The sequence below is a fragment of the Stenotrophomonas sp. KH_036_B genome (assembly GCF_057839485.1).
In genome coordinates this window covers 3,033,490-3,056,998 of sequence record NZ_CM174491.1, presented here as the reverse complement: position 1 = coordinate 3,056,998, position 23,509 = coordinate 3,033,490, and the positions used below count along the sequence as shown (strand labels likewise).

General features: G+C 68.4%; 19 protein-coding genes. 11 read left to right on the top strand and 8 right to left on the bottom strand.

Going from position 1 to position 23,509, the window contains the following annotated elements; genetic code table 11:
• The first annotated feature begins 31 nt into the window (after positions 1–31).
• Together AC3ITN_RS13690 and tldD are read left to right on the top strand one after the other, a co-directional pair.
• On the top strand, positions 32–3,901 hold the full coding sequence (locus AC3ITN_RS13690) for a YhdP family protein (RefSeq protein ID WP_489390857.1): 3,870 nt from the start codon (positions 32–34) through the stop codon (positions 3,899–3,901).
• Between the two features lie 53 nt (positions 3,902–3,954).
• The gene (tldD, locus tag AC3ITN_RS13685; RefSeq protein WP_489390856.1) at positions 3,955–5,400 is read left to right on the top strand and encodes a metalloprotease TldD; all 1,446 of its coding nucleotides are present in this window, start codon (positions 3,955–3,957) and stop codon (positions 5,398–5,400) included.
• A 79-nt stretch (positions 5,401–5,479) separates the two neighbouring features.
• Here the strand turns inward: tldD and yjgA are convergent, their stop codons facing one another.
• Positions 5,480–6,082: a ribosome biogenesis factor YjgA gene (yjgA, locus tag AC3ITN_RS13680; RefSeq protein WP_489390855.1), complete on the bottom strand. Its 603-nt coding sequence runs from the start codon at positions 6,080–6,082 to the stop codon at positions 5,480–5,482.
• A 68-nt stretch (positions 6,083–6,150) separates the two neighbouring features.
• Here yjgA and pmbA point away from each other — a divergent pair, with 68 nt between their 5' ends.
• Together pmbA and AC3ITN_RS13670 are read left to right on the top strand one after the other, a co-directional pair.
• On the top strand, positions 6,151–7,521 hold the full coding sequence (gene pmbA, locus AC3ITN_RS13675) for a metalloprotease PmbA (RefSeq protein WP_489390854.1): 1,371 nt from the start codon (positions 6,151–6,153) through the stop codon (positions 7,519–7,521).
• Between the two features lie 88 nt (positions 7,522–7,609).
• On the top strand, positions 7,610–7,993 hold the full coding sequence (locus tag AC3ITN_RS13670; protein WP_313343307.1) for a DUF4870 domain-containing protein: 384 nt from the start codon (positions 7,610–7,612) through the stop codon (positions 7,991–7,993).
• 171 nt (positions 7,994–8,164) lie between these two features.
• On the opposite strand, the gene AC3ITN_RS13665 is transcribed toward AC3ITN_RS13670, so the two are convergent.
• The 4 genes from AC3ITN_RS13665 to AC3ITN_RS13650 form a co-directional block, all read right to left on the bottom strand.
• Positions 8,165–9,043: a polyprenyl synthetase family protein gene (locus AC3ITN_RS13665; RefSeq protein ID WP_489390853.1), complete on the bottom strand. Its 879-nt coding sequence runs from the start codon at positions 9,041–9,043 to the stop codon at positions 8,165–8,167.
• On the bottom strand, positions 9,033–9,293 hold the full coding sequence (locus AC3ITN_RS13660) for an exodeoxyribonuclease VII small subunit (RefSeq protein ID WP_313343313.1): 261 nt from the start codon (positions 9,291–9,293) through the stop codon (positions 9,033–9,035). The genes AC3ITN_RS13665 and AC3ITN_RS13660 overlap by 11 nt, the downstream gene beginning before the upstream one ends.
• A 36-nt stretch (positions 9,294–9,329) precedes the next feature.
• Complete coding sequence (gene tilS / locus AC3ITN_RS13655; RefSeq protein ID WP_489390852.1) at positions 9,330–10,616, bottom strand: tRNA lysidine(34) synthetase TilS; 1,287 nt, start codon at positions 10,614–10,616, stop codon at positions 9,330–9,332.
• A gap of 138 nt (positions 10,617–10,754) precedes the next feature.
• On the bottom strand, positions 10,755–12,467 hold the full coding sequence (locus tag AC3ITN_RS13650; RefSeq protein ID WP_489390851.1) for an alkaline phosphatase: 1,713 nt from the start codon (positions 12,465–12,467) through the stop codon (positions 10,755–10,757).
• A gap of 151 nt (positions 12,468–12,618) precedes the next feature.
• Between AC3ITN_RS13650 and AC3ITN_RS13645 the strand changes: the two genes are divergently transcribed.
• From AC3ITN_RS13645 to AC3ITN_RS13615, 7 genes are all read left to right on the top strand, one after another.
• Positions 12,619–13,950: a dicarboxylate/amino acid:cation symporter gene (locus tag AC3ITN_RS13645; RefSeq protein WP_489390850.1), complete on the top strand. Its 1,332-nt coding sequence runs from the start codon at positions 12,619–12,621 to the stop codon at positions 13,948–13,950.
• 309 nt (positions 13,951–14,259) lie between these two features.
• Positions 14,260–14,793: a hypothetical protein gene (locus AC3ITN_RS13640; protein ID WP_489390849.1), complete on the top strand. Its 534-nt coding sequence runs from the start codon at positions 14,260–14,262 to the stop codon at positions 14,791–14,793.
• Positions 14,790–15,428, top strand: coding sequence for a hypothetical protein (locus tag AC3ITN_RS13635; RefSeq protein WP_489390848.1), 639 nt, complete (start codon positions 14,790–14,792; stop codon positions 15,426–15,428). The genes AC3ITN_RS13640 and AC3ITN_RS13635 overlap by 4 nt, the downstream gene beginning before the upstream one ends.
• A 43-nt stretch (positions 15,429–15,471) precedes the next feature.
• Positions 15,472–16,953, top strand: coding sequence for an adhesin (locus AC3ITN_RS13630; RefSeq protein ID WP_489390847.1), 1,482 nt, complete (start codon positions 15,472–15,474; stop codon positions 16,951–16,953).
• Between the two features lie 136 nt (positions 16,954–17,089).
• Complete coding sequence (locus AC3ITN_RS13625) at positions 17,090–17,791, top strand: C39 family peptidase (protein WP_489390846.1); 702 nt, start codon at positions 17,090–17,092, stop codon at positions 17,789–17,791.
• Between the two features lie 8 nt (positions 17,792–17,799).
• Complete coding sequence (locus tag AC3ITN_RS13620) at positions 17,800–18,582, top strand: hypothetical protein (protein WP_489390845.1); 783 nt, start codon at positions 17,800–17,802, stop codon at positions 18,580–18,582.
• A gap of 46 nt (positions 18,583–18,628) precedes the next feature.
• A complete protein-coding gene (locus AC3ITN_RS13615; RefSeq protein WP_313343330.1) occupies positions 18,629–19,936 on the top strand; it encodes a transporter family protein in 1,308 nt (435 codons plus the stop codon).
• Between the two features lie 434 nt (positions 19,937–20,370).
• Here AC3ITN_RS13615 and AC3ITN_RS13610 read toward each other — a convergent pair whose 3' ends face one another.
• The 3 genes from AC3ITN_RS13610 to AC3ITN_RS13600 all read right to left on the bottom strand — a co-directional run bounded on the left by AC3ITN_RS13610 (position 20,371) and on the right by AC3ITN_RS13600 (position 23,402).
• Positions 20,371–21,708: a sigma-54 interaction domain-containing protein gene (locus AC3ITN_RS13610; RefSeq protein ID WP_489390844.1), complete on the bottom strand. Its 1,338-nt coding sequence runs from the start codon at positions 21,706–21,708 to the stop codon at positions 20,371–20,373.
• 243 nt (positions 21,709–21,951) lie between these two features.
• Entirely contained in the window at positions 21,952–22,731 is a 780-nt protein-coding gene (locus AC3ITN_RS13605; RefSeq protein ID WP_313348999.1) for a C40 family peptidase, read from the bottom strand.
• A 131-nt stretch (positions 22,732–22,862) separates the two neighbouring features.
• Entirely contained in the window at positions 22,863–23,402 is a 540-nt protein-coding gene (locus tag AC3ITN_RS13600; RefSeq protein ID WP_313348998.1) for a C40 family peptidase, read from the bottom strand.
• Between the last annotated feature and the right edge of the window lie 107 nt (positions 23,403–23,509).

Sequence of the window (23,509 nt, the reverse complement as noted above, 5' to 3'; positions counted from 1 at the left end):
CGCCGTCGTGCGCCGGCGCGCATCGGTGCCGATGAGCGCGCCGCTGCGCCTACGACTGCGAAGGATTCGCCGCCATGCCGTTTATGCCATGGCGATCGTGTTGGTCTGTGTGGCGCTGCTGGTGGGCAGTGCCAGCCAGCTGCTGCCGGTGGCCGAGCGCCACCCGGACAAGGTGGCCGCGTGGCTGAGCGCGCGCGCCGGGCAGCCGGTCCGCTTCGACCAGTTGCAGACCCGCTGGACCCGACGCGGCCCGCTGCTGGCGCTGAAGGGGCTGCGCATTGGTGAAGGCGAGGGGCTGCGCATTGGCGAAGCCGAAGTGTTGGTATCGATGTACGCCGGTCTGTTGCCCGGCCACTCCCTGACCGAGCTGCGCCTGCGTGGCCTGGCGCTGGTGCTCCAGCGCGCGCCGGACGGGCGCTGGTCGGTACAGGGCCTGCCGCAGTCCCGTGCCGGCGGCGACCCGTTGGACGCACTGCGCCGGCTGGGCGAACTGCAGGTGATCGGCGGCCGGCTGCGCGTGGATGCACCGTCCCTGGGACTGCAGGCCGACCTGCCGCGTATCGACCTGCGGCTGCGGGTGGATGGCCAGCGGCTGCGTGTGGGTGCGCAGGCCTGGGCCGACGTGCAGGCCACACCGCTGACGGCGGCACTGGACTTCGAACGCTCGCGTGGCGATGGCCAGGCCTGGCTGGGCGCTGACCCGGCCGATTTCCGCGCGTGGTCGCGCCTGCTGCGGTTCGGCGGCGTGGCCCTGCAGCAGGGCACCGGCGAATTCAATGCGTGGGTCGACCTGCGTGACCACCGCCCGGTGATGATCACCACCGATGCCGACCTGCAGGGCGTGCAGCTGCACGGCGCCGCCCTGGCCGATGGCAAGCGCCCGGCGCTGCGGCTGGACACGCTGCAGGTGCGCGCGCGCTGGCGCTGGGTGCAGGGCGGCTGGCGGGCCGATGCGCCGCGGCTGCGGATCGGCATGGAAGGGCGTACCGAGCAGCTCGACGGGCTGCTGGTCGCGGGCGGGCAGCACATTGCGCTGGCCGGCGACAACATCGACGCCACGGCGCTGCTGCGTGGCCTGGCGCTGACCGACCGGATCGATCCGGGCCTGCGCACCTGGCTGCATGACGCCGCGCCGCAGGTACGCATGAGCCGGGTGCGCGTGGCCGGCGAGCGCGACGGCCCGCTGAGCGTGGAGGGCGAACTGGAGGAGATCCGTTTCGCCCCGGCCGGGCGTGCCCCGGGCCTGAGTGGCGTAGGCGGTCACTTCAATGGCGACGCCAACGGATTCCGGCTGGATCTGCAGCCCAGCCGCGTGATGCACTTCGACTGGCCCACCGGCTTCGGCGTGCGCCACGACGTGCGCCTGGCCGGCAGCATGATCGGCTGGCGCGACGAAGGGGGCGGCTGGCGCATCGGCACCCCGGCGCTGCGCGTGCAGGGCAGCGACTACGCCGCCGACGTGCGCGGTGCCGTGTGGTTCCAGGGCAACGGTACCCGCCCATGGCTGCAGCTGGCGGCCAAGATCGACGATGTGCCGATGACCGCGGCCAAGCGATTCTGGATCCATTCCAAGATGAGCAGGACCGCCACCGACTGGCTGGACGCGGCGCTGGTGGGGGGGTACGTGCGCGGCGGCATCGGCCTGGTCACCGGCGAGCTGGAAGACTGGCCCTTCGCCCACAACAACGGACGCTTCGAGGCCACCGGCCGTATCGATAACGGCAACATCCGCTTCCAGCGCGAGTGGCCGACCATGAACAAGGTCGATGCGGACATCGCCTTCATCGGACCGGGCTTCGAACTGCAGGGTCGCGGCGACCTGGCGGGGGTGGCGGTGGACCACTTCGATGCGGGCATTGCCGATTTCGGTGCCTCCCAACTGTATGTGAAAGCGACCAGCCGCAGCGATGCCGGCGCGTTGCTGGCCATGCTCAAGCAGAGCCCGTTGCACAGGACGTATGCCGATTCGCTGGACAACCTCACCGCCAAGGGGCCGGCGGCGGTCAGCTTCGACCTGTTGCAGCCGCTGCACCCTGGCGAGGGCGGCGGGCACCTGCAGGGCACGGTCGACCTCGACGGTGCGACGCTGTCGGACAAGCGGTTCGACCTGACGTTCGACGCCATGCGCGGGCAGGCCCGCTACAGCCACGATGGGTTCGGTGCGGAGAACCTGGCGGTGCGCCACCTCGGCCAGGACGGGCAGCTCAGCCTGCGTGCCGGTGGTTTCGTGCGCGATCCGCTGCAGGCGTTCGAATCGGAGCTGAGTGCCTCGCTGGACGCCGGCCTGCTGCTGGATCGCGCGCCGGAACTGACCTGGCTCAAACCCTATATCCAGGGCACCTCGCGCTGGACGATCGGGGTGACGCTGCCCAGGCTGCCGCCCGGCAGCAAGGCGGCGCCGCCGACCCTGCTCAGGCTGCATTCGGACCTGGTCGGCACCCGCCTGGACCTTCCTGCGCCGCTGGACAAGCCGGCCGACACGCCGCTGGCCACTGCCGTCAACGCCCAGCTGCCGATGGGCGCCGGTCGCGTGGATGTGGCGTTCGGGCAGCGGCTGGCCCTCGCCGCGCGCACCCACAACAACCAGACCGGCGTGCAGGTCACGCTGGGCAGCGACAAGGTCGACCGCGAGCCGCCGCCCAGCGGGTTGGTGGTCAACGGCCGCAGCGGTTCGTTGGATGCGCTGGACTGGATCGCACTGGCGCGTTCGCCGGGCGGAACGCCGGACGCCGACCCGATGCCGTTGCGCCAGGTCGACGTGCAGGTGGGACAGCTGCTGCTGGCCGGTGGTGTGTTCGAGCAGACCCGCCTGCAGCTGCGGCCCACGCCGACGAGCGTGGAGGTTCAGCTGACCGGGCCGTCGCTGGCCGGCAGCCTGAGCGTGCCCAATGCCGATGGTGCGGCCATCGTGGGCAAGCTGAGCCGGGTGCATTGGCAGTCACTGCCGACCCCGGTGAAGCCGCCGGGCGATGGCGCGCCGATCCTGCTGCCCAGCGGCACCCCGCTGCCGGCGCGGGTGCAGGCCAGTGCCAATGACACCAACCCGGCGAAGATTCCGCCGCTGTCGCTGGACATCGACGACCTGCAGTTCGGCAAGGCCCGGTTGGGCCAGGCCGTGCTGCGCACCCGTCCGTTCGGCAACGGACTCAGCGTGGACCAGCTGCAGTTCCGTGCACCCAAGCAGGAGATCGACATCCAGGGCCGCTGGCTGGGCATGGGCGAGGCGGCGCACACCCAGGTCCAGGTCAAGGTCAACAGCGAGGACCTGGGAGGGCTCATGCAGAACCTGGATTACGGCGGCCAGCTGCGCGGCGGACAGGGCCAGCTGAGCCTGGAGGCCGGCTGGCAGGGCGGACCGTCCGACTTCCAGCTGGGTGCGCTGCAGGGACAGATGCAGGTGCATGCGCGCAACGGCCAGCTGCTGGAGCTGGAGCCGGGCGCCGGCCGCGTGCTGGGCCTGCTCAGCGTGACCCAGCTGCCGCGCCGGCTGATGTTCGACTTCCGCGACTTCTTCTCCAAGGGCTTCGCCTTCAACCAGATCGAAGGCACCCTGGCCTTCGCCAACGGCATGGCCACCACCGACAAGGTGCTGATCGAGGGGCCGGCGGCCAACATCAACATCCGCGGCCAGACCGACCTGCGCCGCCAGCAGTTCGACCAGACCATCGACGTCAACCCGCGTGCCGGCAACCTGCTCACCGTGGTGGGCGCCGTCGCCGGCGGCCCGATCGGCGCGGCGGTGGGGGCGGCGGCCAATGCGGTGCTGTCCAAGCCGCTGGGCGAGATCGGCGCCAAGACCTACCGCGTCACCGGCCCCTGGGCTGAACCCAAGGTCGAGGTGATCGACCGCGACGACGCGCCACGCCCACCTGCGGCCACGCCGCAGCCGGCGGCGCGCTGACCCTTTTCCCGCGCCAGGCTTGCGATAGCGGCCCGCGCCCACAGATCAAGACCATGACCGACAACGCACTCACCCTTGCCCAAGACCGTCTGCTGCTGCCCGCCGGGCTCGATGCCGGCGGCCTGGAACGCACCTTCGGCACCCTGCTGGGGCCCGGAATCGACTTTGGCGACCTCTACTTCCAGCACGCCCGCCGCGAGAGCTGGAGCGTGGAAGACGGCATCGTCAAGGATGGGGCGCATTCGATCGAGCAGGGCGTGGGCGTACGCGCCATCGCCGGTGAGAAGACCGGCTTCGCCTATTCGGATGACATCCACGGCGACGCGCTGCTGGCCGCGGCCAATTCGGCCCGCGCCATCTCCCGCGAGGGTGGGGCACAGTCGGCCCGCTCGCTGATGCGTGGCAGTGGCCGCGCGCTGTACCCGGCGCTGGACCCCATCGACGGCATGGGCAACGAAGCCAAGGTGGAGATGCTCAAGCGGCTGGACCGCTACCTGCGCGCCGCCGACCCGCGCGTGCAGCAGGTGATGGTCAGCCTGTCCGGGGGCGTGGACACGGTATTGATCGCGCGCAGCGATGGCGTGCTCGCGGCCGACATCCGCCCGCTGGTGCGCTTGAACGTGCAGGTGATCGTCGAACAGCACGGCCGGCGCGAGTCGGGTTACTCCGGCGGCGGCGGTCGCTACAGCTATGAAGCGCTGTTCGCCGATGGGCGGCCGGAAGGGTTCGCGCGCGAGGCCCTGCGCCAGGCGCTGGTGAACCTGGAGGCGATCCCGGCCCCGGCCGGGGTGATGACGGTGGTGCTCGGCCCGGGCTGGCCCGGGGTGCTGCTGCACGAAGCGGTCGGCCATGGCCTGGAGGGCGACTTCAACCGCAAGGGCACCAGCGTCTACGCCGGCCGGATCGGCGAGCGCGTGGCCGCACCGGGCGTGACCATCGTTGACGACGGCACGCTGGACGGACGCCGCGGCTCGCTGAACATCGACGACGAAGGCCATCCTACCCAATGCACCACGCTGATCGAGGACGGCATCCTGGTCGGCTACATGCAGGATTCGCTCAATGCGCGCCTGATGGGCGTGGCCCCGACCGGCAACGGCCGCCGGGAATCGTTCGCGCACATGACCATGCCGCGCATGACCAATACCTACATGCGCGCCGGCCAGCACGACCCGGAAGAAATGATCCGCTCGGTGAAGAAGGGCATCTACGCGGTCAACTTCGGCGGCGGCCAGGTCGACATCACCAGCGGCAAGTACGTGTTCTCGGCCACCGAGGCCTACCTGATCGAAGACGGCAAGGTGACCGCGCCGGTGAAGGGCGCCACCCTGATCGGCAACGGCCCGGAGACCATGCAGAAGGTACGCATGATCGGCAACGACCTGGCCTTGGACGAGGGCGTGGGCATCTGCGGCAAGGATGGGCAGAGTGTGCCGGTGGGCGTGGGCCAACCCTCGCTGCTGATCGACGGCATCACCGTGGGCGGCACCCAGGCCTGAGCCCGGGATGCACGTGTCCTGCCCGCCCGCTCAAGCGTGCGCCAGCCCCTCGCTGGCGACACCGCGTTTGACGCTGGGCTCAGTCGTCGGCGGTCTCGTCGCCGTCTTCGTCTTCGTTCTCGTCCGCGTCGGGGCTGGCAGTGACCGTATCCAGACCCAGCGCGGCCGGCAGCAGCAGGGCGCGCAGTACCTGGTACATCTCGCGGAACGCGCGCGGTGGCTTGTTCTTGGCCTTTTCGGCCTGGGCGTTGCGCACCAGCGTACGCAGCTGCTGGCGGTCGGCGTCCGGGTATTCGTCAAGCAGTGCGCCCAGCGCCTTGTCGCCGTCCTTGAGCAGGCGCTCGCGCCAGTCTTCGACACGGTGCAGCGCGGCCACTTCGCGGCGCGAGGTTTCGCTGTTGACGTCGAGCGCATCGCGGATCGCGTCCAGCGTGGCATCGTCCTCGCGGCGCATGTGCTTGGCCAGGAACGCCAGCTGGCGCTTGTGGGCAATATGCGCGGTGATGCGCTTGGCTTCGGCGATATGCGGCAGCAGGTCCTCGGGCACCGGCACACGGGCCAGCTGGGCCGGGGTCAGTGCCACCAGCTTTTCGCCCAGGGCCAGGACATCCAGCGCGTCGCGCCGGTTCTGGCTGCGGCTGATATCAAGGAATTCACCGGTTTCTTCGTCGCGTCCGCGCATCGTCTTCTTTCCACATCCAGAACTGTGCCCCGCGTTGCGCCTGGCACTCACCCGTACAGGATAAAGCATTGAACGTGATCTCCCCTGAAGCCCCCGCCGCCGATGACAGCCTGCACCGGCTGGAACAGCTGGCCGACATCTCCCAACAGCTGCTGGCCCGGGCCCGGGCGCTGGGCGCCACCCAGGCCGAGGTGAGCTGCAGCGAGGAGCGCGGTCTGGACGTGAATGTGCGGCTGGGCGAGGTCGAGACGGTGGAGTCCACCCGTGACCGCGGCATTGCGGTGACGGTCTACTTCGGCCAGCGCAAGGGCAGCGCCAGCACCGCCGACCTGCAGCCGGGCAGCCTGGAATCGACCGTGGCCCAGGCCTGCGCGATCGCCCGCCACACCGAGGACGACGAGGCGGCCGGCCTGGCCGACCCCGCGCTGATGGCCCGCGAGTTCCCGGACCTGGACGGCTGGCACCCGTGGGCGTTGCAGGCTGACCAGGCAGTGGACCTGGCCCTGGCCTGTGAGGCGGCCGGGCGTGAGGCCGATCCGCGCATCAGCAATTCCGACGGTGCCTCGGCGGCCACCGCCACCAGCCTGTCGGTGTATGCCAACTCGCATGGCTTCATCGGCCGCGAGCGCAGCAGCCACCACTCGGTCGGTTGCGCGCTCATCGCCGGGCAGGGCGACGGCATGCAGCGTGACGGCTGGTACAGCAGTGCGCTGGCCCGCGAGGATCTGGAAGACGCCGCCGCGATCGGCCGTCGCGCCGCCGAACGCACGGTGGCACGCCTGCAGCCGCGCTCGATGGCGACCGCGCAGATGCCGGTGCTGTATTCCCCCGAAGTGGCGCGGTCGCTGATCGGGCACCTGCTGGGCGCCGTTTCCGGCGGCGCGCTGTACCGCCGCGCCAGCTTCCTGCTCGACAGCGTGGGCACCCAGCTGTTCCCGGACTGGTTTGCCATCGACGAGCGGCCGCTGCTGCGCCGCGGCCTGCGTTCGACCGCGTTCGACGGCGACGGCGTGGCCACCCGGGATTCGTCGCTGATCGACGGCGGGGTGCTGCAGCGCTATGTGCTGGGCAGCTATTCGGCGCGCAAGCTGGGCCTGGCCACCACCGGCAATGCCGGCGGGGTGCACAACCTGCAGGTACGCGCGAGCGCCGATCTCGACCTGGCGGCGATGGCGCGGCAGATGGGCGAGGGGCTGCTGGTCACCGAGCTGATGGGGCAGGGTGTCAATGGCGTGACCGGCGACTACTCGCGCGGGGCCGGCGGCTTCCGGATCGAGAACGGCGAGATCCAGTACCCGGTGGACGGCATCACCATCGCGGGCAACCTCAAGGAGATGTTCGCCAGCATCGAGGCGGTGGGCACCGACATCGACCGCCGCTCGCACGTGCACGTGGGCTCGATCCTCGTCGGCCGGATGACTGTTGCCGGTAACGATTGACGGCATCGATTGACGTATCCTGTTCCAGCTGCCTCGGCAGGCGGGGAGCCTGCCATGCACCACCCATACACTGGACAAGGAGTTTCACGTGAGCGAATTCGACAACATCACCGCCCCGCCGCCGCCGCCGACCAGCGCCGGCCCGGTTCCCAGCGACCAGCGCACCATGGCGCTGGTGGCCCATCTGCTGGGTATCTTCACCGGGTTCATCGGTGCCCTCATCATCTGGCTGATCAACAAGGACGACACCACCAAGCCGTTCGTGATCGACCAGTCCAAGGAAGCCCTGAACTTTCAGATCACCATTGCCATTGCCTATATCGTGTCCAGCATTCTGGTTGTGGTGCTGATCGGCACGCTGATGCTGGCGGCCGTGTGGGTGGCCAACCTGGTGCTGTGCATCCTGGCCGGCGTCAAGGCCAACAACGGCGAAGCCTACCGCTACCCGTTCACCCTGCGCCTGATCAAGTGACCGTTGGCGTGTACCGGGTAACGCCCGGTGCCCGCCAATGGCCACGGTAGAGACCGACCGTTGGTCGGTATTCGACAAAAAAACGCCCGGCAATGCCGGGCGTTTTTTTGTCCCATCCGTAGAGCTGCGCCCTGCGTGGCTGCCGTACCGACCCACGGTCGGCACCTGCCGTCAGTGATTGCGCTCTACCGCCAAGCGTCCCAGCGCGCGCAATGCATCGGCGCGTTCGTCGTAGCCGGACAGGCTTTCGTGCATGCGCTCGCTGAGCGCGGCCAGCTCGGCCTTCGCGCCGTCCATGCCCAACAGCGCCGGGAACGTGGACTTGGCCTGCGCCTGGTCCTTGCCCGCCGTCTTGCCCAGCTGTTCGGAACTGGCTTCCACATCCAGGATGTCATCGCGCACCTGGAAGGCCAGGCCGAGGGCGTGGGCGAAATCGTCCAACTGCAGCAGGTCGGCCTGCGGCGCCTCGCCGCACAGGGCACCCATGCGTACCGCCGCGCGGATCAGTGCGCCGGTCTTCAACGCATGCATGCGCTGCAGGTCTTCGAGCGGCTGCGCATGGCCGGTGGCATCGATATCCAGCGCCTGGCCACCGCACATGCCTGCCGCGCCCGAGGCGTGGGCCAACGCCTGCAGGCAATGCACGCGCAGCAGTGCCGGCAGTGCGGCGTCGGCCAGCAGCCCGAACGCGCGCGTCTGCAATGCATCGCCGGCCAGGATGGCGGTCGCCTCGTCGAAGGCGATGTGCGTGGTCGGGCGGCCGCGGCGCAGTGCGTCATCATCCATGGCCGGCAGATCGTCATGCACGAGCGAATAGGCGTGGATCAGCTCCACCGCCATGGCCGGTGCATCCAGTGCGTGCTCGTCGGCACCGAAGATCTGGCCGCTGGCGTACACCAGCAACGGGCGCATGCGCTTGCCGCTGCCCAGCACCGCGTAACGCATCGCCTGGTGCAGGCGCTGCGGGGCGTGTTCCGGGGACGGCAGGCTGGCGTCGAGCTGGCGTTCAATGCGGTCGCGCCACCGCGCGAACGTGGGCTCAACCGTCATGGCCGGGCGGGTCGAAGGGCTCGGCCGTTTCCGGGCGGGCCGGATCGCTCAGCAGGCGCACGCGCAGCTCGGCCTGTTCCAGCGCCTGCTGGCACTGGCGGTACAGGCCCACGCCGCGCTCGTAAGCGCTGAGCGACTGCTCCAGGCTCATTTCGCCGGTTTCCATCTTCTCCACCAGTTGCTCCAGTTCTTCCAGCGACTGCTCGAAGTGGGCGACCGGGGAGGCGTCAGTGGGGGATTTCTTGGCCATGCGGCAAGTGTGATGCGCCAGCTGCGAGGGGTCAATTCACGCCGCGCCGGGCGTCCAGCGCAACCGGGCATTGTGTTCATCCAGCCACTGCTGCAGCGGTGCCGCAATCACGCGGTCGCCCGCTGCCAGCAGCGTCGGGCCGGCGTACAGCAACGGCAGCTGGCGGCGCTGCCAGGGCGGCAGCCCGCTTTGTTGCAGCAGGTCCTTCAGCGCATGCGAATGGCTGCGCCCGGGAAGCTGGATGCGCTCGCCGCCGCGGCGCGCGCTCACCTGCACCGGTTCGGCCAACCGTGGGCTGCCCACCAATGCAAGTTCGCCGCCATCAGGCAGCGCCAACGGGCTCGTCCCGTCCCAGTGCACGCTCCAGTCCAAGGGCAGCGCCAGCGCCATCGGCAGCAGGTACAGCTGGCCCCGCCAATGGCGGATACGCACGCCCTGCCAGGCGAACTGCGCATCGGCATCGTGCGCCGCAGGCAACAACTCGCGTTCGATCGCCCGCACGCCGGCGGCGCTCAGCGGCGGCTGCCCGCAGCCGCGCACCCACTGCCGCAGCAAGCGCGCACGGCGCTCACGCGGCTGCCGTTGCAGGCGTGCGCAGTCGAGGACGCCGGGCGACACCGTGCAACGCCGCAGCGCGTCGTGGTCGGAGGCGTCCAGCAACCGCTGCGCCTGCGCACTCAAGTCGGCGCTGCGGGCGAAGGCCGCATCTGCCTGCGGCCAGCGCTGCTTCAACAGCGGCAGCACATGCAGGCGCAGGAAGTTGCGGTCGGCGGCATCGCTGGCATTGCTGGGGTCTTCGATCCACTGCAGGGCGTGCGCCTGGGCATGCGCCAGCAGGTCACTGCGCGGCAACTGCAGCAGTGGACGCCAGATCGAGCCGGCCGCGAACGGGGCATGCGCGCGGATCGCCGCCAGCCCGTCCACGCCGGAACCACGCAGGGCACGCAGCAGGAAGGTCTCGGCCTGGTCGTCGCGGTGGTGCGCGAGCGCCAGGTGCTCGCCTTCGCGCAGTGCCCGAGCGAACGCCTCGCGGCGCACATGCCGTGCGGCGGCCTCCAGACCCTCGCCGCTGTCACGCGGCACGGCCACGCGGATCACCTGCAGCGGGATCGACCACGCCGCGCAGATCGCTTCGCAATGCGCGGCCCAGCGGTCGGCATCGGCCAGCAGGCCATGGTGCACGTGTACCGCATGCAGTCCCGCCGCGCGCTGTGCGGTGGACTGGGCCAGCCAGTGCAGCAGCACCGTGGAATCCAGCCCACCGCTGAAGCCCACCAGCACGGGGGCGGGCAGGTCAGGGGCGGGTGGCAGGGCAGTGGGCATTGAATGGGACGTGTCGGGCAGAGGGGCAGTATCGGTCCTGGCGGCATCGGCCGCCATCACCGGCGGTCAGCGGCCGGCAGCAGCGCCAGCGCAGCCGACCGCAGCAGGCGGTCGGCTGCGCTGTGCGCTGGCGCGGCATCAGTTGCCGGCTGCCTTGCGTTCGAACGCGGTCGGGACCGGCAGGTCCACCGGCACGCCCTTGGCGTCGCAGGTGCCTGCCTTGCACAGGCGCTCGCGCAGGCGCGGGGTGGCCTGCACGATCATGTGGTAGATCGCGTTCTGCTCCATGGTGCCGCGTACCGCCTTGCTGCCCGGGCCACGCGCCCAGATGCCGACGTCTTCGCCGCCATGGGTTTCGCTCTTGGTCGGCACCAGTGCTTCCTGCATGTAGTCGGGATGCTCGGTGTCGACATGGCTCAGATCCGGGCGACCGGATGCCGGGTCGAAGCTGCTCGGATTATGCGGGTAGGTCTTGTGACCGGCCGGCTGCTGGTTGGTGGCGCCGGTATAGCCGGGGCCGTTGGCGTAACTGAGCGTGGTGTAGGGCAGGCCGAGGCCGTCACGGGCCACGTCCAGGCCGCCGGTACCGTCTTCACCGCCCTTGTCCTTCACCTTGCCCAGGATCGGGTTGCCACGCGCCGGGTAGCCCACGAAGTTCAGCGTGTGCGAGTGGTCGGCAGTGACGATGATCAGGGTGTCCTGGTCGGACGTGGCCTCCACGGCGGCACGCACCGCATCGGACAGGGCCACCGTATCGCTCAATGCGCGGTAGGCGTTGCCGCTGTGGTTGGCGTGGTCGATGCGGGCGCCTTCGACCATCAGCACGTAGCCTTCCTGGTGACGCGACAGGTTGGCGATGGCGGCCTGGGTCAGCTCGGCCAGGCTCGGCTCACCGGACGGATCGTCCTTGCGCTCGACCTCATAGCGCATGTGGTCCGGCTCGAACAGGCCCAGGATGGCCGGGGCGTTGGCGGCGGCCTGCAGCTGCCTGGCATTCCAGACATACGCGCCCTGCGGGTGCGCCTGCTGCCATTCGCTCACCAGGCTCCGCCCGTCCAGGCGCTGGCCGACCTTGTCGTCGTATTCAGGGTCGCGTTCTTCCACCGTGGTGAACTCGCCACGGCCGCCCCCCAGGGCCACCAGCGGGCCGCGCCCGTAGCGCGAGGTGGAGAGCAGCTGCTGGGCGATATCGGTGCAGCCGGCGGCCTTGGCCTCGGCCGGCAGGTCGGCGTCGTTTTCCCAGTTGCGTTCAGGCGAGTGGGCATAGGTGGCCGCCGGGGTGGCATGGGTCAGGCGCGCGGTGGACACCACGCCGGTGGCCATGCCCGCGCTGTCGGCCAGCTGCAGCCAGGTCAGCAGGCCCTTGCCCAGGCTGTCGGCGCAGTCGTTGCGGGTACCCGCGCTCACACCGATGGCGCCCATGTGGGTCTTCACGCCCGTGGTGATCGCGGTCATGGTGCCGGCCGAGTCCGGGGTCTGCGAGTCGGTGTTGTAGGTCTTGCTGAACGCGGTGGCCGGGAAGCGCTCCCAGGACAGCAGGTTTTCCTCGCCCGGGTTGCCGTTGCGCTGGCCCTCGAAGATGCGCGCGGCGGCCACCGTGGTCAGGCTCATGCCATCGCCCAGGAACAGGATCACGTTCTTGGCGCGGCCATCCATCGCACCGCTGCCGGCAGCGCGGGCCGCGCCGCTGCGGTACCACCATTGCGGGGTTTCACCGGCGGGATGGGCCACGGCCGGGACATCGACCTGGAGGGCGCCGGCAGTGGCACGGGACGCGGGGGCGGAGGTGGCGCAGGCGCCAAGCAGCAGGGTGGTGGCGAGGGCGGCCACCAGAGGCGTGAAACGGGACATGGACGCGCATATCTCATTGATGAAACGGGCGTTCATTATGCAGAACGCCGCAAGGCACGCCGATGACACGCTGATTTTCCCTGTACGTCTCGTCCCCGCTGGCGGCTTGGGCTAAGGTGGCACGCTGTCACACTCTCTCCCTGGAATGCTCATGACGCTGGTGTCTGCCTGGTTGCGGATCCCGTTCTGGCAGCGCGTACTTGGCGGCTTCGTGCTGGGCGCGCTGGCCGGCTGGCTGCTCGGTCCCGCCGCCGAGGTCTGGTTCGGCCCGCTGGGCGACCTGTATGTCACGCTGATCAAGATGATCGCGGTGCCGCTCGTGTTCTTCGCGGTGATCAATGCGATCTCCTCGCTGCACGGCCAGAAGTCGGTGGCCGCGCTGGGGGGACGTACCTTCCTCTGGTTCATCATCACCGCTGCGCTGGCGGTGGGGATCGGGCTGGCCGTGGGCACGGTGATGCAGCCGGGGACCGGCGCCCTGAGCCTGAGCATGGACCACGGTTACACGCCGCGCGATGTGCCCAGCGTGGTCAAGGTGCTCATGGACGTGGTGCCGTCCAATGTGTTCTATGCCCTCACCGGGATCGGCACCCGGGTCAACGCCGCCGGCGAGACGGTGCTGGCGGCGGGCCGCGGTTCGATCCTGCCGGTGATCTTCTTCGCCGGCCTGCTGGGCTTTGCGATGGTCAAGCTGGGCGACAAGGTCGCCGAGGCGCGCAAGCTCACCGGGCAGATGAGCGACATCATGATCCAGGTCACGCGGTTCGTGCTGGAGATGACGCCGCTGGGGACATTCGGCCTGATCGCGGGGCTGGTGGGCAGCTACGGGTTCGAGAAGCTGCTGCCGCTGGGCAACTTCGTGCTCGCGCTGTACGTTGCCTGCGCCCTGCACATCGTGCTGGTGTATGGCGGTCTGCTGCTGGCACATGGGCTGAACCCGTTGAAGTTCTTCCGTGGCGCGGCCCCGGGCATGCAGGTGGCGTTCGTCAGTTCGTCCAGTTTCGCGGCGATGCCGGCGGCGATGCGCTCGATCACGCACAACCTGGGCGTGAACAAGGACTATGCGTCGTTCGCGGTGCCGCTGGGAGCGAGCATCAAGATGGATGGCTGCGGCGCGATCTACCCGGCGTTGTGCGCGGTGTTCATCGCGCAGTACACCGGGGTGCCGTTGACGCCGGAGCAGTACGTGGTGGTGCTGATCGCTTCGGTGCTGGGCAGCTTCGGCACGGCCGGCGTGCCGGGCACGGCCGTGGTGATGGCCACGGTGGTGCTGAGCGCGGCCAACCTGCCGCTGGAGACCATCGGGTACCTGTACGCGATCGACCGTATCCTGGACATGATGCGCACGATGACCAATGTCACCGGCCAGATGCTGGTGCCGGTGCTGGTCGCCAAGGAAACCGGCCTGCTCGACCGCGCGGTCTACGACAACCCCTCGACCAACCTGGGCGTGGACGAGGGCGAAGAGTCCACATCGCGGTAACGGCGCGCCAGCGGTCGCCTCGAACAGACACGGGCCAGCACATGCTGGCCCGTCTTCGTTTTGCTGACTGCGCGGTGTGACAGGTGTATCGCACGGTGTAACACCGCTGATACACCACGCCGGGACGCCAGTACTGCCGCGGTTCCCGCACGATTGCCGTCCGTGTTCAGGCCGCGTGAACCTGCACACGGGTGTAACACCTGCGTTGCAGCGGGACCGCGCGTCGAGCGCGGAACGCCCGTCATCCGGGCCTCTCGGAGTTGGCACGATTACTGCTCCATCCCCTCCGCATGATTATCGGAGGTCGCAATGGACAGCGTTGGCGTACGCAGCAGGGAAACCGCAGTGGCATGGTTGCTGGTGGTTGCGGTGATGGCGCCGGCTGTCGTGCAGGCATCCGGCGCACGGCAAGGGGTCAAGTCCCAGCCGGGTGAGATGGTGCTGCTGCGTGATGTGTCCGCGCGGCCTGCCTACCGGCCCGCACCGCCCGGTATGGCACTGATTGCCGAGCCTTCGCCCAAGCGCGAAGTGGCCAATGCCCTGGGTACGCCCGCGGGGATGGACGAACTGAGCGACGACGATTACGCCTCGCTCGGCTCGAGCACCGGCGCCGGCCTGGGCCACCCACAGACCACGGTCGAGCGGGTCACCGGTACCACCGTGACCAACAGCCTGGGCAAGGTCACGGGCGACGGTGGTGTGCTGGCGGGCAACTCCCTCAGCAACAGCATCAACGGACCGATGGGCGCGGTGGGCAATGCCACCCGCGGCATCGGTGACCAGGTGCGCGGAGCGCTGGCGCAGTTCCCGCTTGGCCAGCCTGCAGGCGGGCCCGGCAAATGAATCGCGTGATGCGTCGGGTGCCGCTGGCACTGCTGCTGGTCCTGCCGCTGCCGCTGTGCGCGCAGCAGGCTGACGACTACGCCGCGATGCTGTCCTACCTCAACCACAGTCGTATCGATGGCCGCGCGCTGAGCGGCGCCGACGGCGCCATGACCGTCAACATGGCCGCCGGCGATCTCAACCTGCAGGCCAACCTGCTGGGCATCGCCAACGGCGACAACGCACACATCAACATCGATGCGCGCCAGCGCCACGCCGGCAACCGCGTGCGTGCCGACGGCGCGCTGGACGCCAGCGCCAGCATCGGCGGGCAGGCATTCAACGGCGCCAGGGGCGTCGCCATGATCAATCAGGCCAGCGGCACCGGCAACGCGACGCTCAACGTCGTCACCGCCACGCTGGCGCAACAGGGCATACGCGAGACGAACGACGAGGCCTTGGCCGCGTCAGGGGCGCTTGCGTCAGCAGGGGGGCAGGGCACCGCCAACAGCGGTCGGTCCGCCGGAACCCGCAGTGTCGCCGTGGAGGACACCGCGCTGCAGGGTTTCGACGGGGTTCTGCAACTCAATCAGATCGCGGGTACCGGCAACGTCACCGCCAACCAACTGGGCATCTCGGTGCAGTCCACCCCGTGAGTAGTTTCATCCACCCGATTGTCGTAATGAGAGAGAGGGCACCATGAACACCATGAACAGGACCGTACTTGCACTGGCCATCGCCGCTGCCGCGTCCGCTTCGGCGGCCGCGCAGGACAACCAGAACCAGAGTGCATTCATCAACCACCTGCACAACGTGGTTGAAACGCGCACCAACCTCAACACCAACGTAAACACCGATGTCGATACCGATGTTGATACCAGCATCAACACCGATATCGACACCAACATCGATACCAACATCCGCAATGATTGGGATTCCCGCACCCGGGTGCGCAACACCAGCACCACCACCAGCAACGACAGCACCCGCAATTCCAGCAGCAACACCACCGACAACGTGACCCGCACCCGTGACGTCACCGTCAACGAAAACGTCAATAAGACGAGCAACATCCAGGCCGACGAGCGCCAGGAAAAGAACAACCACGGCGTTGACGTGAACCTGGAAAAGGATCTCCGGCTGAGCTCGGACATCAGCTTCTCGGGTGACCCGGAAATCACCGGTTCGATCGACCTGGATTCGGCGGCGATCGCCATCATCGACAACCGCCAGTCGATCACCAACAACGAAGCGTCCAACGCGCTGCTGGACAACAACGCGTCGATCAGTGAAGACGTCGGTTCCGATGCCTCCGGCAACCTGGGCTTCAACGTGGCCGCCGGTGACAACAACGCGCAGGACAACGCGGCCTCGCTGTCCGCCGCGGATGCCTCCTTCAGCTTCGGCATGTCCGACGCGGAGGTCTTCGTCAACCAGTATGGTGCGGGCAACACCACGATGAACGAGGGCGTGGCCAACAACGCCAGCCTGAGTGGCAATGCCTTCAGCAATGCCAGCGGCAACATCGGTGCCAATGTCGCGGCGGGCAACAACAACGAGCAGAAGAACGCGCTCGCCGCCTCGGTGGCCACCGCCGCCTATGCAACGTCCAGCATCAGTTCCAACCAGGTTTCCTCGGGTAACAGCGTGGAGAACGCGGGCTACATGCGCGCCCTGTCCGACACCACCGAGGTCACCATGCGTGGCCGTGTTGCCGGTGGCACGCTGGCCGTCGGCGGCGGTGTCTACGAGGGCCGCGGCAACGCGTACCAGAAGGACAACTACTACCTGGACAGCTGGGAAGGCGAGCTGCCGCATCCGGGCGGCGACAGCACCGGGCATCTCGACATGGACAACGAGATCCAGAATGCAACCGCAAACCCGTACAACGAAGGCGTAGGTGGTATTGCCTTCGATACGGATGAAGAGGGCCAGCTGGGCTTTGTCGAAGTGGGCATCGCCGATCTGTACGCCAGCCTGAGCGGCACCGTGCGCACCACCCGTTGGGTGAACGTCAACGCGGAAAACAACGCTTCGCTGTCCGGCAGTGCGTTCTCCGGCGCCTCCGGCAACATCGGCGTCAACGTCGCCTCCGGCTCGGGCAACCTGCAGTCCAATGCACTGGCACTGGCCGTGGCCCAGCCGTCCACCGGCGGCCCGACCCCGGGCGGCGGCGAGTAAGTCTGTCCGCTTTCGCAAGCAACACGCGTTGAGCGCAACAAACCCGGCCATCCGCCAATGGCCGGGCCCCCGGGAGCCCCTGTTCCATCCTCCCCCTTTGGGGCAGGGGCTCCTTCCTTTTTCTGGAGCCATGCCGATGTGGTCGACCCGAGCCCTGTGCTGCGCGTTGTCGCTGTTGATGCTGCCGGTGGGCGCTTCGCGTGCCGGTGACGTCGCCTTCAGCGGCGTGCTGCCCAACGGCGCGGTCCTTACCCAGCGCGTGGAGAGCATGCAGGAACGCCGTTTCCGCAACGTGGTACGGCAACACACCGATTACAGCTGCGGTGCGGCCGCCCTGGCCACGCTCCTGCGCTATGCCTACCACCTGGACGCCGACGAGGGCACGGTGATCGAAGGCATGATGGGGGTCTCGGACCCGCAACTGGTCCACCAGCGGGGATTCTCGCTGCTGGACATCAAGCGTTACGTCGAATCCATGGGCATGCGCGGACGCGGTTACCGCGTCAACGAAGAGCGCCTGCGCTCCCTGCGCGTGCCCGGGCTGGTGTTGATGGATGTGCGGGGCTTCCGCCATTTCGTGGTCCTCAAGCAGGTCCGCGGTGATCTGGTGGACGTGGCCGACCCGATCCTGGGCAACCGCAGCATTCCAGTCAGCGAATTTCTCGAATCATGGCCGTCGCGCGCCGTGTTCGTCGTAATCGGTAGCGATTTCGACCGCAACACGGTGTTGTTGCAGCCCGGCGAACGGCCGAGCGCGCGGTCGCTGTATGCACGGCAGGGCCCGATCACCGACGCAGAGCTGGTGGATTTCGGTTTCACCCATGCCGATCTGTTCTAGGAGGCACCATGAACAACGCAATCTGGACGCACAGTGCATTGCTCCTCGCCCTGATGGGCGTCGCCCCGGCGCACGCCGCCGATGCACCAGCACCCCAGGAGCAGGGACGCCCCGGCAAGGGATTGAATGAGATCCCCGATCCGGAACTGAACCTCATGCGCGGGCGCTATACGGTCAACGGCAATGCCGTGGCCTGGTTCGGCGTCACCATGATTTCGCAATGGCAGGCCGGCAACCAGTCCGCGCAGAGCGCGTTGACGCTCGGCATGGACTTCAGCCACGGCGGCAACACGCCCAAGGTCAGCTTCACGCCCAGCGTGGTGGTGACCGCGCCGGATGCTCCGCTGCCGGTCACGCCCGGGCGCAGCGTGGATTCCAGCGGCCTGCAGAACGTGGCCGGTCTCACCCAGAGCATCCAGGTGGCCGGTGACAACAACGTGGCCAGCAATGCCACCCAGTTGAACGTGCGCGACGGCAACGCGCCGGCCGCCACCGAGCAGAGCGCACCACAGGTCAGCGCGCAGCAGGGCGGCGTGAGCGCTCTTGCACAGCGGGACGGCAACGGTGCCAGCGTGCAGCTGCAGATCCAGGGCATTGGCTCCGTGCAGCAGTGGATCCGCAGCGGCAGCGTTGGCCAGAGCATCGCGGTCACCAGCGATGGGCAGTCTGTCAGCAACCGCATGCAGATCGACCTGGTCCGGCAGACGCTGGCCAGCAGTGGATCGCTGAACCAGAACGTGGCCCAGGCGATGACGCTTGTCCGCGGCGTTGGCATGGGTCCCGGCCAGTAACCCACGGCCGGGCGGGGGGAACGACACAGAACCGTAGGGCAGGGACATGCACACCTCGATACACACGACACCGTTGGCGCTGGCGGCGCTGGCACTGGTGATGTCGGCGGCGGCGAACGCGCAGACCGCGCCAGCCACACCGAACGACGAAGCCGACGTCAAGGCACTCATCCAGCAGCTGGAGCTGCTCAAGGCCAACTACGCCCAGGAAGTACGCCGCCTGCGCGAACTGGACATGCAGGTACAGGCCATGCAGGCCCGCCTGACCGGCAAGACCGCGCCGATCGCCGGCGCCGCGCCCTCCGAACCCCTGCCGTCCACCGCAGCGGCACCGCCTACCGGCGACGGCTATGCCAGCAGCGCCGCCGAAGCCCAGCAGGCCAAACAGGCTTCGCGGCGCAGCGTGGATGACGTCAAGCAACAGACCGCGACCTTGTTCACCCGTCGCTTCACCATCGAAAACAGCCTCAGCTATTCGCGTTACGACCGCAAACAGCTCACCCTCAACGGCTTCCTTGCCCTGGATGCGATCTTCCTCGGCAACATCGCCATCGAGAACGTCGAGTCCGACTCGTTGACCTACAACGTGGCCGCGCGCTGGGGACTCACCCCACGCCTGGCGCTGAACCTGGACGTGCCCTACCTGGCGCGCAAGACCGTCTTCCAGAAGGGCGGCGCCGGCGGCTCGGCCGCGGCCATTGCCCAGGAAGAAACCACCGGCAACGGCATCGGCGACGTGAGCCTGAGCGGCAACTACAAACTGTTCTCCGAACACGGCCGCTGGCCTGAAACGGTGCTGACCGTGGGCGCCACCGCACCCACCGGCCGCGCACCCTATGGCGTGGACTGGAAGGTGCTCGAGCGCGACGACGACGACTTCATCCGTTTCGCCGTGCCCGAACAGCAACCCACCGGCAACGGCGTGTGGCAGGCCAACGTCGGCCTGTCCGCCGTCAAGACCGCCGACCCCGCCATCCTGTTCGCCAACCTTGGCTACATCCATTCGTTCGAGCGCAGCTTCGATGATCTCGACGCCAACCCCGACACCGTGAACCCGGGTGACGTGAAGCTGGGGGGCTCCATCTACTTCGGCGCCGGCGTCGCGTTCGCGTTCAACGAACGCACCAGCCTGAGCATCTCCTTCAGCGACAAGCTCAGCGCCCGCGCGTCCACCCGCTTCCAGGGCGGCCAGTGGGTCAAGATCGTGGGCAGCGACGCCAACGCCGCCACCCTCAACCTGGGCATCACCTACGCGTTGAACCAGAACACCACGCTGGTCAGCCTGCTCGGCATCGGCCTGACCCCGGACGCCCCGGACTTCACCCTGGCATTCAAGGTGCCGTACATGCTTTGAGCGAAATCGGGCAGACGCGGCTGCCGGTGGAGCGAGCGCGTGGCCGCCGTACCCTTTCTCAACAGCGGCTGCCGGTGGATCGAGCGCCGGGCCGCCTTACCCTTTCCGGCGACGCCCCCGGCGTCGGCCTGCGGCCGCCCCCTCCTCCTTTACTTCGCCTACAAGGGCAAGGCGCCCCGGCACCCGACCCACCGGCGTTGCACCCTGACTTCCGCTTTCCATTGCGAACCGCAAGCCGAGCCCCGTCGCGGCCGGTAGGTCCCTGGCAAAGTAAAGGAGGAGGGGGCGGCCGCAGGCCGACGCCGGGGGACATTTGCATAGGGGCCTGCCGGCCGCGACGGGGCACTCAACGCGCGCGATGAACCCGATCGAAGATCCTGCACCAAGCTTCCAGAAGACCGCAGACCAGAGCGTTCGGCGTTTGCATTGAACGTTCAGCGCAGCTCGGGCAAGGCGAGTTGATGCTTGCGGCAGAGGCGGTACACCGTTACCCGTGAGACCTGCATCGTGCGCGCGCAGGCCGTGATGTTGAATGCGTTCTGGCGCAGCGCGTGCAGCAGCGCATCGCGCTCGGCCGCCTGGCGAGCATCGTGCAGCAGCCGCTGCGGCATCTCCACCTGCGGTGGCAGCAGCTCCAGATCCGCCACCCCGATCAGTTCCGCCTCGCTTACGATCGCCGCCCGCTGCACCCGATTGAGCAGCTCCCGCACATTGCCCGGCCAGTTGAAATGCATCAGCGCCTGCCGCGCGTCCGTGGTGAAGCCGCGTGCCCGCGTGACATGCCGGTGGCGGAAACTGGCCAGGAAGTGTTCCGCCAGCAGCACGATGTCGCTGCCACGGTCGCGCAGCGGTGGCATCGGCAGGCGCAGCACATTGAGCCGGTAGAACAGATCGCGACGGAACTGTCCGCGTTCCACCGCCTGCTCCAGGTCCACATGCGTGGCCGCTACCACCCGCACATCCACCGACTGTGGATGATTGCTGCCCACACGCTCGATCGTGCCCTCCTGCAGCACCCGCAACAGATTCGTCTGCGCGTCCAGCGGCAGGTCCCCGATCTCGTCCAGGAATACCGTGCCGCCGCTGGCCGTCTCGAACAGACCCAGCCGCCGCGTCGCCGCACCTGTGAAGGCCCCGCGCTCATGCCCGAAGAGTTCCGATTGCACCAGCGCCGCAGGAATCGCCCCGCAGTTCACCGCCAGGAAGGGCCGCGCGTGGCGCGGCGAGAGCGCATGCAGCGCCTGCGCCGCCAGCTCCTTGCCCGTGCCCGTCTCCCCGGTGATCAGCACCGGCAGCTCCACCGGCGCGAACTTGCGCAACGCCGCCCGCGCGACCTGCAGCACCGCACTGTCCCCGACCAGCGCCTGCGCACCGGCGGGTGACCGTGCCTGGTCGCCGTCGGCCAGCTGCAGCAGGCGCTGCACCAGCTGCGGCAGGTCCAGCGGTGCCGTATAGGTGTCCACGCAGTATCCCAGCAACGCCTGCAACTGCGGGTGCGAGGGGCGTGGGCCCGCCGGCAGGATTGCCAGCAGGCGCATATGCCGGTGCTGGTCGAGCAGGGCCTGCAGGTGGTCGACATTGCGGGCCGCATCGTCGCGCAGATCCAGCAGCCCCACGATCAGATCGTTGCTGCGCATGCCAATGGCCACACACTCGTTGCTGGCCACGCCGCGCACCTGCCAACCGGCCGCAGCCAATGCGGCGCGCTCAGCCGCGTGGGGGTGCCCAAACCAGATTACACACCGGGCCGGGAAATCAGGGACTGCCGCCATGCGTCACCTTCACTTGAAAGTTCCCGGGCGGCGTCTCCTGGTCAGCGTCCCCCAGCCGTGCCGCCCCACGCCGGGATCAACGGCCCCTCCGTCGCTGGATGGGGCAGATCGCACGCAGGGAATTCCTGCTACGACAGAAGGAACAACGCCGGTTGGCACCGCCAGCGGCCACCGCGGACGCCCCAAACGAAAAAGGCCGCTGCAGGGCAGCGGCCTTCAGGCGGGGCGGGCGGGCCGCCCGGCTCAGAGCTCGACGCGGCGGGCCTGCATGAACTTGCCGCTCCAGTAACCGCTGACCAGGCTGTCCACGCGGACGTCCTTGCCGGTGCTGGGGGCGTGCAGGAAGCGGCCTTCGCCGACATAGATGCCGACATGGTCAACCCGGCCCTTGCGCCCGAAGAACACCAGGTCGCCGGCGGCCAGCGCATTGCGGTCGTTGATCAGCTCGGCTTCGCCGTCATGGGCCATCTCGCGCGAGACGCGCGGCAGCTCGATGCCCAGCGCGGTGCGGAACACATAGCCGACCAGCCCGCTGCAGTCGAAGCCGCTGTCCGGCGAGGTGCCGCCCCAGCGGTACGGCGTGCCCAGCAGGGTCATCGCGCGGCGCAGCAGCGACTGCACCTTGCCATTGTCGGCGGCACCGCCGACCACGGCACCGGTAGCGCCCGTGCTGGCGTCATAGTTGGCCAGCAGGCGGCTCAGATCGCCGGCGAACATGGCCGAGCGGTCCATCAGCGGAATGGTGTCGTTGGCCGCGAGGTGCGGAAGCAGGGCGGCGAGGGTGGCGCTGGCAGCGGCATCGGCCTTGCTGCGGGCCGGCGCGTCAGCCTTCGGCTTGGCGGCGGCGGAGACTTCAACCGGAGTTCCGGTGGCGACCTGCGCGGCGTCGATGACGGCCGTCGGCGCGGTCTGTGCCCAAGCCGGAACACTGGCCAGGCAGAGGGCGAAGGCGAGAAAAGCGGGGCGGGCGATACGCCTGGAAGCGGCGGTCTGGCCTTGGTACGTCAGGTCGGCTGTCGTCACGCGGCGGTCACTGAATAAAAACGATGGGTGATGATGCCGTGTAAGACGTGTGATTAGGTACAAATTTCGTTAAATTTCCGTTTACATGAATGTGACGGACCTCACATTTTTGACCCTTCCCCCTGTTCATTTCAGTGAAGGACGCGTTTCGCTCCCGTGTAGTGCTGTTTCCAGTAGCTCCCGGACAGCGAGTCCAGCCGGACCGTTCCGCCGGTGCTGGGGGCGTGCACGAAGCGCCCTTCACCCACGTAGATGCCGACGTGGAACACGTTGCCGCGGTCACCAAAAAACACCAGGTCGCCGGGCGCCAGCCGCTGCGGATCGATCTTCGGACCCTGCACCGCGGCCAGATCGCGCGAGGTGCGCGGCAGCTTCAGGTCCAGCATTTCCCGATAGACATAGGCAACCAGCCCACTGCAGTCGAACCCGGTCTCCGGTGTGTTGCCGCCGTAGCGGTAGGGCGTGCCGACCAGGCCGATGGCGCGCATCAGCACCGCGTTGGCGGCCTGCGGGTCATTGGGCACCACGGTCGGCCAGACCTGGGTCGAGGCCGGCGGCGGGCTGGGACGGGTGGTTTTGCCGCCGCCACAGGCCGCCAGCAGGGCCAGCGCGAGCAGGGAGGCAACCCGGGCAACAGAGCGGATCAAGCGCGGAACTGGCGTCATGTGCATGATGTCCGGATAATGCGCGGCCTCAGAAGGCCGTCATGATGGCGGCGTATCCGGCGGGCGACAACCCGTCCCACTCGTCTGCCTTGGCAGCCTCCAGAACAAGAGTT